The sequence below is a fragment of the Gilvimarinus chinensis DSM 19667 genome (genome assembly GCF_000377745.1).
GTDB lineage: Bacteria > Pseudomonadota > Gammaproteobacteria > Pseudomonadales > Cellvibrionaceae > Gilvimarinus > Gilvimarinus chinensis.
This window is the reverse complement of sequence record NZ_KB898710.1, coordinates 36,624-48,750: the sequence shown is the minus strand read 5'-3', so window position 1 is coordinate 48,750 and position 12,127 is coordinate 36,624. Positions and strand designations below refer to the sequence as shown.

The window sequence follows — 12,127 nt, the reverse complement described above, 5'->3', positions numbered from 1 at the left end:
CAGTTGCAGTTAATAATATTTCTCACTACCATTGGCGCGTTTCTCTCTAACAGGAGCTTGCCATGGTTTTGGCTTTGCTAGCCTGCGCCCTCACCTGTGGCGCTACAGGCGTTCTTTTTAGTGCTTGGCGTCGCTCAAAGCCAACACCACTGACCACTCTTGCCGGTTGGCTATTGCTGTTGATGGCAATGTTGATCTGGAGCGCCCAATCGGGCCCGGAATTTGGCGTTAGCTTTACACTGCTCACTCTGGCGCTGGCCGCTTGGTGCTTTGCACTGGCTACAGCTGATCATCGACAGCAAAAAACCAAGCCTCAGCCGCGCGGCCAACTGCCGTTAGCCCGTATTCGAACAATTGGGCATCAGCTGTGGCGGGTAATCACTGTTGTATTACTGGCCGGTACAGTAAGCGTGTCAGCCCTGGTGGCCTTAGGTAAGCTCTCACCTCTGTCTGCGGTTAACGCCATGGTGATGGCTGCTTTGCTCTCCCCCCTGCTTTGGGGGCTAATGAGTTATTGGCTGCTGGCTGATCCTCGTCGCGCCCGTCCGATTCTTTCTTTGCTGCTGACCGGCCTGGTCAGCGGCGTTGTTATTTTACTGTGATGCCATGAAACAATTTCTTTCTCCCGCGTTAGTGAAACAGTCTCTTTCAAGCCATAGCTGGCTCGGCATCGCCGTGGGTGCCTTTATGTATCTGGTGTGTTTGTCGGGTTCCCTGTTGGTGTTCGAACACGAACTGGAGCACTGGGAGCAGGCCGATGCCCCCGAGCGCCATCAGGTCACCCCCGAACAGGTGCAAAACGCTTATAGCTTGCTCGCAGCGCAAGTGGCGGCTGCCGAACAAGAGGAAGAAGCAACCGACGACGATCACCACCATCACATGTTCGTGATGTTGCCCACCGCCGACCGCCCCCACTTAACCGTGGCCTCGGACGACGGCAGCTATTTTGTCAACGCCGATGGCAGCCTGGGGGATAAAGTCGACAGCCCTTGGACTCAATTATTGGCTGATTTGCATTTGTACCTGCACTTGCCCAAAAGCTTTGGCATGATTGTGGTAAGCATTCTGGGAGTCATGCTGTGCGGGCTGATTATTTCCGGATTTCTTTCCCACCCACGTATTTTTAAAGACGCCTTTACCCTGCGCCCCAAAGCGGCCACGCACTTAAATCAGGCAGACTGGCACAACCGCTTTAGTGTCTGGGGCGCGCCCTTTCACTTGATGATTGGGATCACCGGCGCTTTTTTTGGCCTTGCCAGTTTATTTGTCTTGATTGGCGCTCAGGCGTTTTTCGATGGCGACACCAGCCGGGTGGTACCCGCTATTTACGGTGCCGAGCCCGAGCTTGAGCAACCATTACAAACTGCCGCCGTGGGCACAGCGCTGGCGCAAATGCCGCACATCGCTCCCGAGGCCAAACCGTTTTACATTACCGTGGAAGATGTGGGCACCGAACACCAGTATATTTTGCTGGGTGCCGAGCACCCGGGGCGATTGATTTACGCCGAGCAATACCGCTTTGACAGCGCCGGCAATTATTTGAGCAAGGTGGGGTTTAGCGATGGCGAAGCGGGCCGCCAGGCGATTTTCTCAGTGTACCGCATTCACTTTGGCCACTATGGCGGCTTGCTGGTTAAGCTCGCCTATGTCGCGCTCGGTTTAGCGCTGGCCGTTATTTCAGTGAGCGGTATCAATATCTGGCTGGCCAAACGGCGTCAGCGCGATGGGCTTAATAATATCTGGACAGCGATTGTGTGGGGCACCCCGCTGGCGCTGGGGCTAACGGCGGTAGCACAACTAGCGCTGGGCGGCAGCTCCAAGTGGATTTTTTGGGGCGTGCTGGTTGTCGCTGCGCTGCTGTGCCAGTGGGTCGATCACCACAACCGCAGTAAAGGTCTGCTGCAGCTGGCCAGTTCACTGACGTTATTGGCAATGGTAGTTCTGCATACAATGGCGTTCGGCGCCTACGCCTGGAAAGCGGCGCCTTTGGGCATCAACCTGAGCTTAATCGTCACCGCCCTTTTGTTGCTTTGGCGCGCCCTAGCGCACATAAGCGACAATAGAAACAAAGTGGCAGAAAGAACCCACTAACACAAACATATGCCAAATACCGTGGGCGTGGCGCAGTTTGCGCATGCCATCCAACACGTAAAAAATCACCCCCACGGTATAGGCAATCCCCCCGAGCCACAGCCACAACAATCCTACCGGGTCGAAGTTGGCCGCCAAGTCTCGGTACACCACCACACACACCCAGCCCATTACCAGGTAAATTAAAATCTGCAGCCACTTGATGCGCTTTTTCGGCAGGATATCCAGCAACAGCCCCACCAGCGCCAACGACCAAATCAGCACCAGCATAATTAAACCTGTGGTGCCGCCTACGGTCACCAACATAAAAGGCGTATAAGTGCCGGCGATCAGCAGATAAATACACACATGATCCAACTGGCGAAACACCGCCTTGACCTTGGGTGAGCGAAAACTATGGTACAGGGTGGACATGGTGTAGAGCAGAATCAGGGTTACACCAAAAATCACAAAGCTCACTATCAGCGCCGCATTCCACTGCTGAATGCTGATGGTCAGCAACGCGCCAAAACCCACCAGCGCCAACACGGCACCGACCAAATGCGTAATACTGTTGATCCGTTCGCCGTCGTACATAGCCCCTCCTTTGAAGACTGGGTTACCGGTGCGCTAAGATTTTAGGCCAGTTGCCTCCTCAGTGTCACCACACCTACGGGCTTTACCCTAAAGACAATCGCCTATACGCTTATTAACGTGGAGATTAAAATGCTCGCACTGAACATTTTAATTATCGCCCTGTAAAATCGGCAGAATTTGCAAAACCCTTAACTTTATAGGGCTCACCTTCGAGCGGCCTCGGCGTATCCTGCACCGCCATTAACCCGGCAAACGTCATTGCCGGGTTAATAGAAAAACAGCAATAATATTGGTTATTTATGCACAGAGTAGGGAAACATATTGGCTATCGCCTAACATTGATGGCCGCACTTTTTACGGCATTGTTAGTGCTAATGTACGACTGGCTGCCAGAGAGGCACCTGCAAATTTGGCCCAACCCCGAATTGGGCCGCGAGCTATTATTCGCCGATGCCGAACGAGGAGGAAAATCCACTGTCAGCTGGACAGATACCCCAGGGCAGTTTCGCTGCGTTATGCGCCCCAGCGATACCTGGAAAATATGTGGCATGCATATTCCTCTGGGCGACGGCCGCGAGCAAGGCATAGACCTTACGCCCTATACCCATATTGAACTCGATGTGGATTACCAGGGCCCTACCGGAAAAATCCGTTTTTATATCCGCAACTTTGAGCCGGGCTTCTCCCGACCCAACGACTACGAAAGCAACAAGTTTAACAATGTCATTGTCTCGGTGGACCAATACCAGCCGCCCTGGCGTGCACCACTGGCACTGTTTACTGTGGCTGATTGGTGGAAGCACGATAACAATGTGCCGCTGGAATACACCATGCCCGGCTTTGAGCAAGCAATTATGTTTGGCATTGATTTAGCCTACCCCTCAGAGCTAGGAGCACACACGTTTACCGTAAATCACATTGAGTTTACCGGCCCCTTGCTCAGCCGGGCGAACTGGTATCAGCTCTTACTCGGGCTGTGGGTGATAGCGCTGGTGGCAATAGCCGTGCGCCAATACTGGGGGCTAAAACGCCGTGTCGCGCGTGATAAAGAACGCCTGGAATCGCTGCAAAGTTACAGCCAGTCACTGCAAGATAAATCTGAGAAATACAAACAACTGTCCATGCGCGACCAACTAACCGGCGTACTCAATCGCCACGGCATAGCGCCAGAGTTAGATCGGCTTTACCCCAACGGCGAAAGCTTTGCCAAGTTGGCGCTCATGCTGATTGATTTGGATCACTTTAAACAACTCAACGATAACCTGGGCCATCAACAGGGCGACGAAACACTGAAAGCCCTGTGTACGTTAATTTTGCACAACATTCGCGCCCAGGACACTTTCTGCCGCTGGGGTGGTGAGGAGTTTATGCTGATCTGCCCACAAACCGAGGAGCTGGACGCCCAAGCCCTGGCAGAAAAGTTGCGGCAACTGATCTCGCAAACCCATTTCGATGGTGTGAGCGATGGCCTAACCATTAGTATTGGTATGACCTGCGCCCGAGCCCGCGAAAGCTTTACCGAGACATTTCAGCGCGCTGATGCTGCCCTTTACCAAGCCAAACACTCGGGCCGTAATACCTGTGTTTTTGAATAAACAGGCAAGCGTTAAGGGTTAACCCTTGCTGTGCTCAACTTGGCCGGATCGACCACCACGAGCTTAATACGCTCGCGACCCACCGTGTAAGCCATCTGCACCCAACCATCCGAGGCCTGAATAATCGCGGGGCAGCCATACCCCTCCTGCAAAGGCTTGTCCTCCAGAGTCAATACCGGCTGCCAGTGAGCACCATCATTCGACCGCGCCAAATTAAGCAGATAACGCGGGCCTTTGCCCGGTAGCAGGGTTGTGACCCGAGTGATTATAAACCAGCAGTTGACCACCATCGGCGAGGGTAACCGCATCGCTACCCTCGTTGAGATTGGGCAAAGCAATAGCGCCCTGTTTGGTGCACGCCCAACCCTGCAAGCGGCCACCGGGGTAAAACAACACATTGGGCTGAATCGCATCGATAGCCTGGCGCCCATGCCGGTAACCACGGCTTGTTTTTAATCGAGCCGAGAATCCCCTCGGACAAGCGCCTACTTCAGCAAGACACTTATAACCACAAGAGCAAGACGCCTGACCAACTTTAATAACCGTTATTACAAATAAGCAGCCTAACGCTAATTGACGTAAGCAAAACAGCGTTAGGAGCAAATCCACCTCTGGTTCCAACCACTCATGATCCAACCCTTAAACTGGCGCGTATTTACTCATCATTAAAGGTGTCAATCCACCCTCACCCCCCCTCGAAAGTCAGAGCTTAACCGGAAGAAGAGATGCCCTATGTTTAAGCGCGCCTTAAAGAATCAACTAAGCAGTCTGCAGCAGAGTTCGCGCCTGGATCAGACACTGCTGCAAAGCCTGCAGCAGCATACCCTCTATGCCGAATACGATGTGCACGCGAGGCTGCTTAGCATCAGCGAGGTCTTTGCTCAGAAACTGGGGCAAACGCAAGAGCAACTCATCGGCCGTAAGCACCAACAGCTGTGCCACATTGACGCCCCCGCTGGGCCAGACAACCGCCTGCTGTGGCAGGCCGTAGCGCAAGGAAAGAGTCAGCAACTAAAGGCCGACTACGGCCGCGGTACAAGCCAACTGTGGCTGGACTCGACGTTTATTCCGGTAAGCGATCAGGGCGAGGTAATCAAAGTTATACAACTTGCCACTGACGTCACCGAACAACACCTGCAAAGCGCGCAACAAAACGGTGTGGTGGACGCCTTGAACCGCTCCATGGCGGTGATCGAGTTCACCCCCGAGGGCGAGGTACTGCATGCCAACAGCAACTTTTTAAACGCCGTGGGCTATCGCCTGGAAGAGATAACCGGTAGGCATCACGAAATGTTTTGCACCGCCGAGTTTTATCAAAACTATCCGGATTTTTGGCGGGAACTGGCGGCGGGCGCCTTTAAAAGCGGCCGTTTTGAAAGGCGCACCGCAGCGGGACAGGTGCTCTGGCTAGAGGCAACCTATAACCCGGTATTTGACACCAGTGGTCGCGTATACAAAGTGGTTAAATTTGCCTCGGATATTACCGCCCAAGTACAACACAACGAGACCATTGCCGATGCCGCGCGGGTGGCGAAGGTGAGCGCCACAAGCACCTTAAACACGTCAGTGGAAGGCTCACACATTCTCGATACCGCACTTGAGAACTCCACCGCCATCAACCAGCAAGTAGAAGACACGGTGAAATTAATCAGCCAGCTCAATGAACAGTCGGGGCAGATTAAGGCCATTGTATCGACCATCAGCGCCATCGCCGAACAAACCAATCTACTGGCCCTTAACGCTGCGATTGAAGCGGCGCGGGCGGGGGATCTGGGGCGCGGTTTTGCGGTGGTGGCGGACGAGGTGCGCCAACTGGCAGCGCGCACCTCGCAGTCGACCACCGAGATTGAACAAGTGGTTAAACACAACCAACAGCTCACTCAAGCGATTACCACTCAGATCGAATCGGTATCGCAGTCGGTGCAAAGCGGCAGCGAGTTAAATCAAAAGGTCGCTAAAGCGATCGAGCAAATTCACCAAGGTGCACAGAAAGTCTCGCAAACAGTGGCCGGACTGGCCTTAGAAGAGCAGCGTTAATGGGCGAGAATTAACTCCGGGTTAATAATGTCCTGTCCCCGGGTAAGTTCAAAATGGACATGACGGGTCACTAGAGTTGCTCCAGAGTCACCAATTTTTTGGCCGCGACCAACAGGCTGGCCGACCTTGACTTCGACGTTATCTAGGCGAACATAGGTCGCGTGGATTGAGTGCTTGTGTTCTATTTTGACCAGCTTGCCGTATTCTCCGGCTGGCACCAACACTTTGCTTACAAACCCAGGGGCAATCGCATAGACAGGAGCACCCGGCGCCTGCGGTGTTAAATCCATGCCCGTATGATAGTGATCGCGCTCCGGGATCAAGCAGCCGAGCGGAGAGCCTAGATGCAAATGCCCCGTCACCCGAGCGCCCGGCATAGGATGCACAGGATCCAATTGCATTAATAACGCCTTGGCATGTTGCGGCGGCAAAATTTGGGGGGCGGGTTTACTGGCCGCCAATACCGAGCTGACCATTAACAAACCAGCACCAGACAGCACCGCGCTAAGCAACCAGCCTCGCTGCTGCGCCCTTGAGTCCATTAAACCGTGAATACGACACTTAATATCTTTACTGAGAAAACCCGCCACAGGTACATTGGGAGTTAAGCTGCCTTTGAAATACTCCAGCACCCGCACCATTGCCAGGCCGTAGTCACGCGGCGAAATTTTTCCCCGCGCCACCGCTAGACAATCACAATCGAGCTCGCGAGCATCGTTGAGGTTGCGCTGCGCAATGCGTACCACCGGATTAAAAAAGAACAGCGCGTTAAATACATGCTGCACGGTTACGCTGAAGTCATCGCCGCGCGCAATGTGCGCCATTTCATGAGCGAGAATCACTTTAACCGTCTCGCGATCTAAATCCGTGACTATCGACGATGGCAAGAAGATCGCGGGACGCAGGTAACCCACGGTGAAAGGCGCGGCGTAAGAGTGCGAATGGCACAAATAAACTCGACGAGAAATCCCATAGTCTGAGCGCAGAGTTTCTACAGTGTTTAGCCAGTAGGGATCAACGACTGGATTTGCCTTGTTAATGATGCCAACAAAACTCATCCTTTTATAAATGATCCGCAGCAGCAATGCCGAACTTATTAAACCCCAGAGAATCACCAGCAATTCTGTATTAGTAACAAAGGGAAGACTCTGAGTAATCAGCGAATCAACGCGATCGACTGGCAGCATCACACAGGGGTCATCCAGAATAAACGCGGATAACCCGGTCCACGCCATCCAGCTTTGAGGTACCCCTGGCACCAGAGGTGACGAGGTAAGAAACAGCCAACCCAAAAAAACCGCCCACACAGGGCCAGTGTTGTAGGGTTTGAGCCATTTAAGTAAAGCGTAAACGACCACAAAGCCCACAATGGACAGCAACAAAAACCGCTGCGCCCAATCCAGCAAAACGAGGCTGGCACTGTAAAAAACAAAGCTCGTGGGTTCTGTCAATGTTCGCTCTCAGAAAATCAGTGGCGATCGTCATCGCGCGACAGTAAATCGCGCAGTTCTTTTATCTCTTCGTCAGAATAGGTTTTTCGTTTGGCGAATAAATTCACCACTTCAGTGGGCTCTAAATCAAATACATTGTCGGCAATAAATTTGACCCACTGCACTAATCCTGCGGCGCGCCCCACCAATGGCACATAGATAAAAACGCCGTGCGCCGACTCGCGCGATAAAATGCCTTTACCCGCCATGCGATCCAAAGTGGTTTTAGTAGTGGTGTAAGCCCAGCCGTTATTCAGTCGGTCGTGAATTTCACGCACCGACAGCGGGCTCTTTTTCCACAACACATTTAAAACCGTAAATTCCGTTTTTGATAATTCTGGCAACGCCTTTTGTCTCACAAGTCCTCCAACACGACCGCGCGCGATATTAAGCCGTTAAAATAACAGTTTTATGACAACGTCATAGCCCAAATACAAAATAGCAACTTATTTACAACATAGCACAACTACTACATTGTAGTAATAAGTCTGTCATATTCCTCACTTAGCGTATGCGCCATCAAAAACTCACTTTTGAGGACGTGTAATGCTCGCAACTCAACCATTATTCAAAAAGTGCACCCTAGCCGCCCTGTGCGCTGCGGTGTGCAGCGGCACCATCGCCGCCGAGGGGGACGAACAACAGCCACAGAACATCGTGGCACCGGTGATGGAAGAAGTTCTGGTTTCGGCAAGCCCCATTGCCGACTCGCAGGCGCAATCCATCGCCTTACAGCGCGATGCAGTAAACGTAGTAAGCGCCATTGCCGCGGATGATATCGGTCGCTTCCCCGACCATACCGCCGCCGCGGCACTGGCACGACTGCCCGCAGTAGCGGTGCAGCGCGACCAGGGTCAGCCCCGCTACATTCAGGTACGCGGCGCACCGGCGCGCTGGACCACGGTTTCTTTTGACGGCATCAATGTCATCGGCGCCGAAGAGCGCGTGTTTCGCTTTGACTCAGTGCCCGCCGCGGTGATGGACTCGGTAGAGATCAGTAAAACTCTCACGCCTTCCATGTCGTCTGAAGCGCTGGCCGGCCGGGTAGATATTCACACCTACTCGCCGTTGCAAAGCGACGGCTTCAGTGTTGATTTGGATTTGGGCTACGGCCCCATGGAGCTGGGCGATGGTGATCAGGAACGCTATGCCGGGCGTCTGGCCTGGGGCGGAGATACCTTTGGTGCCGTAGTGGCGCTATCAACCTTTTCCATGGAGCAAGTAACCGACAATAACGAAATTGGTTATGACGAAAACGACGCACCGACGTTTTTTGATTTCCGCTCTTACAAACTGGAGCGCGAAACCAATTCGGCGATGGCCAAGTTCGAGTACGCTCCAAGCGATGCACACCATTTTGTGTTGTCATCCCTGTACACCGAATTTCTCGATCACGAACAGCGCAATATGTATGTGCTGTCACTGGAAGACGCCATCGCCGGCAACCGCGCTCCTGATGCGGGCGAGCTGATTGGCGTGCCGATTGAAGGCTGGCTGCAAGACGGTAACTATGAAAATTCCACGTTCACCAACACTTTAGGCGGCGATCACTTTACCGGCGAGTGGGAAATTAACTGGCGCTTAAACTACACCCAAACAGAGTCCAATGTTGAGCTGCCTATTATCCTGCGCAACCAAACCGATCCGCTGGAATTTGCCTCACTGACTTACAACCACACAGATCGCGGTTTCCCGCAAGTGCAGTTGTATAGCACCGAATTTAATGAGCAAGGCATGCCGGTGATGGGCGAGGCAAGCAGCAGCCTAAATCAAACCGGCTTCGGCTTTGATGGCCTGGTTAACTATTTAATTAATTCGGAAACCGACGCCTACACTGCCAAGCTGGATTTTACCCGCGCCTGGACTATGGGCGCGGCGGACTCTGAATTAAAGTTTGGCGTGCAGTACGATGATCGCGAGGCGACATCCCCTGGTAGCAGCTCGGCATTTGTCGCCGTAGGCCCTATGGCACAGGCGATCGGCTCTGACTGGAACCCCAACCAGTATGTGACCGATGAAAGCTGGGACACAGATTTTGATCGCGGTGTTGATATTACTTACGTTGATAATGCCGGACTGCGCGATGAGTTGGACTCTGCGCTCGCAGCGCTGACAGACGCAGGATTGGTTAATCCTGACGAATTTATCAGCCCCGATTCCAGCTACCAGGTAAACGAAAAAGTCGCCAGCGCCTACCTGATGAACACCTGGACTTGGGACAGACACCAGATTTTAGTGGGCGCGCGCGTTGAACAAACCGATTTAACCAGCGCAGGTTTTTTAAACGACGGCACCAGTACTACCCCGATTACGTTAGACAGTGACGAGCTGCGCGTTTACCCGAGCATTCACTGGAACTTTGAAGTGACAGACGATTTAAAATATCGCCTTGCTTTTGTTACGGGTAGCAGCCGCCCCACGTTTAACCAGATGCGCGCGGGCGCCAGTATTAGCGATGCAGGAGAAAGCGTCTCGGGAGGCAACCCCGAAGTAGAAAACGAATTTGCCAAGGGGGTTGATACCTCGCTGGAATGGTACTTTGCCGACGCCGCCGTAGCGTCTATCGGCGCGTTCTACCGCGATGTAGATAACGTGCTGTTCGACTCGGTCACCACCGTCGGCGACGATCGCTACAACAGTGACGGGATGGATCGCTCTGACTACGAATACCAAACTACGTTGAACGGTGACGACGGCAAACTGGCCGGGGTAGAGCTTGCTTATCAACAGCAGTGGTCATTCTTGCCGGAGCCTTTTGACGGCTTTGGTATGCAGGCTAACGTCGCCTTTTTGGACGGTGAATTCACCACCCCCGACGGTCGTACCACCGCCTTCCCCGGCACCTCTGACCAGGTGATTAACTCTTCGCTTTACTACGAAGACTTTGGTTGGTCCGTGCGTTTGAACTGGCAGTGGCGCGACGCCTGGCTGGACGATATTTCGCCCGATGCCGACGGCGATTACTACTGGCAAGACACTGAGCGCTTGGATCTGTCCATTCGCTACCAAATTACCGAAGCGATTGGTTTGTACGCCGACATCAACAACTTAACCGACGAAACCGGCATTCGCTATCAGGGTAACGAAACTCGCCCCGTTGAAATTGAAGGCTTCGGTAAACGCTACCTGTTCGGCGTGCGTGCAAGCTTCTAACAAACTGTAGAGACCTACGAGGGAATAATGATGCAAAAGACTACCCCAAAAACTCTGCTGGTCGCCTGCTTAGCGGCCAGCCTGCTCAGTGCCTGCAGTCATCAAGACACTCAAACCGTCGCGGGCGGCACTCTAAACTCGCTGTCGCTGGTCAACGAAGACAGTGTTTTTGTCCCCGACTCACAACTACTGTTCTGGGGGTTTGACGGCGCCCAGGTGCCGGTCGACATTTATCAGGCCACCAGCCCCGACACGCAAACCATGATTAAAATTGCCGACGATATCAGCGGCAACAGCTATCGCATTGACGATGATTTTGACACCCGCCATTACTACTATGTAGCGCCTAACAATGGCGAAGGTCGCTGGGTGGCCGAGCGTTTGCTGCCCCTGCAGGGCGGGCATAACTTTCGTGATCTGGGCGGCTATCAAACCGAAGACGGCCAATACGTTAAGTGGGGCAAACTCTATCGCAGTGGCACCATGGTGGGCCTGACCGATCAGGATTACGACTACTTAAGCGATTTGGGCATTAAAGTCATTTGCGACTTCCGCTCCCGCGAAGAGCTGGCTAGCGAACCCACACAGTGGAACGCCTTCGCCCCCAATGCCGACTACCAAACCCGTGACTATTCAATGCGTGAACTGATGTCCGGCGAAGGTGCGCTCCAGTTATCGTCTATTCGCAGCAAGGAAGACGCCGAGCAAATGTTTGCCTACTTCTATCGTCAAGGGCCGACGTCATTCAAACAACAGTACAAAGAGATGTTTGCCGAGCTGACCGCGGGCAATGCGCCGTTAGCGTTTAACTGCTCGGCCGGTAAAGATCGCACGGGCATGGCTGCGGCGTTAATCCTGACGGCCTTAGGCGTGCCCCGCGACACCATCATCGAGGACTACACCCTCACAGAAAGAGTCGCCAAGCACGAGCCAGCCGATCTGAAAAAGGCGCAGGATCAAGACGCGCCGCACGCAGGCTTTGCGCAAATGCCTGAAGAAATTCGCAATGTGTTTATGGGCTCCAAGCCCATGTTTATTGAAGCAATGTTCGATGAATTGGAAAAAACGCACGGATCAACCATGGCTTATATCCAGAAGGAACTGGACGTCTCCCCAAGTGACCTTGCCCGCCTTAAATCGCTTTATCTAACCGATAAATCTTGATAAGCCGATAAATTTTGGGAG

The 12,127-nt window shown here is 53.2% G+C and carries 11 protein-coding genes and 1 pseudogene; 8 read left to right on the top strand and 4 right to left on the bottom strand.

All coding sequences use genetic code 11. The features are described from left to right. The first annotated feature begins 62 nt into the window (after positions 1-62). Both D568_RS0113705 and D568_RS0113700 read left to right on the top strand, forming a co-directional pair. Positions 63-602: a hypothetical protein gene (locus D568_RS0113705; protein ID WP_020210178.1), complete on the top strand. Its 540-nt coding sequence runs from the start codon at positions 63-65 to the stop codon at positions 600-602. Between the two features lie 4 nt (positions 603-606). After that, positions 607-2,091 carry a PepSY-associated TM helix domain-containing protein gene (locus D568_RS0113700; RefSeq protein ID WP_020210177.1) on the top strand — a complete coding sequence of 495 codons (1,485 nt, stop codon included), beginning with the start codon at positions 607-609 and terminating at the stop codon, positions 2,089-2,091. Here D568_RS0113700 and trhA read toward each other — a convergent pair. Next, entirely contained in the window at positions 2,041-2,667 is a 627-nt protein-coding gene (trhA, locus tag D568_RS0113695) for a PAQR family membrane homeostasis protein TrhA (RefSeq protein ID WP_020210176.1), read from the bottom strand. The genes D568_RS0113700 and trhA overlap by 51 nt on opposite strands. A gap of 299 nt (positions 2,668-2,966) precedes the next feature. Between trhA and D568_RS0113690 the strand changes: the two genes are divergently transcribed. Next, on the top strand, positions 2,967-4,262 hold the full coding sequence (locus D568_RS0113690; RefSeq protein WP_083915366.1) for a GGDEF domain-containing protein: 1,296 nt from the start codon (positions 2,967-2,969) through the stop codon (positions 4,260-4,262). 11 nt (positions 4,263-4,273) lie between these two features. Here D568_RS0113690 and D568_RS21170 read toward each other — a convergent pair whose 3' ends face one another. After that, positions 4,274-4,474 carry a hypothetical protein gene (locus tag D568_RS21170; protein WP_020210174.1) on the bottom strand — a complete coding sequence of 67 codons (201 nt, stop codon included), beginning with the start codon at positions 4,472-4,474 and terminating at the stop codon, positions 4,274-4,276. 40 nt (positions 4,475-4,514) lie between these two features. On the opposite strand from D568_RS21170, the gene D568_RS21165 reads away from it, so the two are divergent. The 3 genes and pseudogenes from D568_RS21165 to D568_RS22330 all read left to right on the top strand — a co-directional run bounded on the left by D568_RS21165 (position 4,515) and on the right by D568_RS22330 (position 6,299). Continuing rightward, complete coding sequence (locus D568_RS21165; RefSeq protein ID WP_026287045.1) at positions 4,515-4,718, top strand: hypothetical protein; 204 nt, start codon at positions 4,515-4,517, stop codon at positions 4,716-4,718. 276 nt (positions 4,719-4,994) lie between these two features. After that, positions 4,995-5,756, top strand: a pseudogene (locus tag D568_RS22335) (PAS domain-containing protein); the annotation flags it as partial. Positions 5,757-5,789: 33 nt separating this feature from the next. After that, positions 5,790-6,299 (top strand): methyl-accepting chemotaxis protein, encoded by a 510-nt coding sequence (locus tag D568_RS22330; RefSeq protein ID WP_483788243.1) that lies wholly within the window; start codon positions 5,790-5,792, stop codon positions 6,297-6,299. Here the strand turns inward: D568_RS22330 and D568_RS0113670 are convergent. After that, positions 6,296-7,750, bottom strand: a complete 1,455-nt coding sequence (locus D568_RS0113670; RefSeq protein ID WP_020210171.1) for a M23/M56 family metallopeptidase — start codon at positions 7,748-7,750, stop codon at positions 6,296-6,298. The two genes, D568_RS22330 and D568_RS0113670, sit on opposite strands and share 4 nt — an antisense overlap. A gap of 17 nt (positions 7,751-7,767) precedes the next feature. After that, complete coding sequence (locus D568_RS21160; protein WP_020210170.1) at positions 7,768-8,148, bottom strand: BlaI/MecI/CopY family transcriptional regulator; 381 nt, start codon at positions 8,146-8,148, stop codon at positions 7,768-7,770. A gap of 187 nt (positions 8,149-8,335) precedes the next feature. On the opposite strand from D568_RS21160, the gene D568_RS20175 reads away from it, so the two are divergent. Continuing rightward, positions 8,336-10,942, top strand: coding sequence for a TonB-dependent receptor (locus D568_RS20175; protein WP_020210169.1), 2,607 nt, complete (start codon positions 8,336-8,338; stop codon positions 10,940-10,942). Positions 10,943-10,969: 27 nt separating this feature from the next. Further along, a complete protein-coding gene (locus tag D568_RS20170) occupies positions 10,970-12,106 on the top strand; it encodes a tyrosine-protein phosphatase (RefSeq protein ID WP_083915364.1) in 1,137 nt (378 codons plus the stop codon). The last annotated feature ends 21 nt before the right edge of the window (positions 12,107-12,127 follow it).

Coding starts and splice junctions, on each gene's coding strand:
- D568_RS0113690 (WP_083915366.1), top strand. CDS start 2,967: ATGCACAGAGTAGGGAAACATATTGGCTATCGCCTAACATTGATGGCC.
- D568_RS20170 (WP_083915364.1), top strand. CDS start 10,970: ATGATGCAAAAGACTACCCCAAAAACTCTGCTGGTCGCCTGCTTAGCG.
- D568_RS0113705 (WP_020210178.1), top strand. CDS start 63: ATGGTTTTGGCTTTGCTAGCCTGCGCCCTCACCTGTGGCGCTACAGGC.
- D568_RS0113700 (WP_020210177.1), top strand. CDS start 607: ATGAAACAATTTCTTTCTCCCGCGTTAGTGAAACAGTCTCTTTCAAGC.
- D568_RS20175 (WP_020210169.1), top strand. CDS start 8,336: ATGCTCGCAACTCAACCATTATTCAAAAAGTGCACCCTAGCCGCCCTG.
- trhA (WP_020210176.1), bottom strand. CDS start 2,667: ATGTACGACGGCGAACGGATCAACAGTATTACGCATTTGGTCGGTGCC.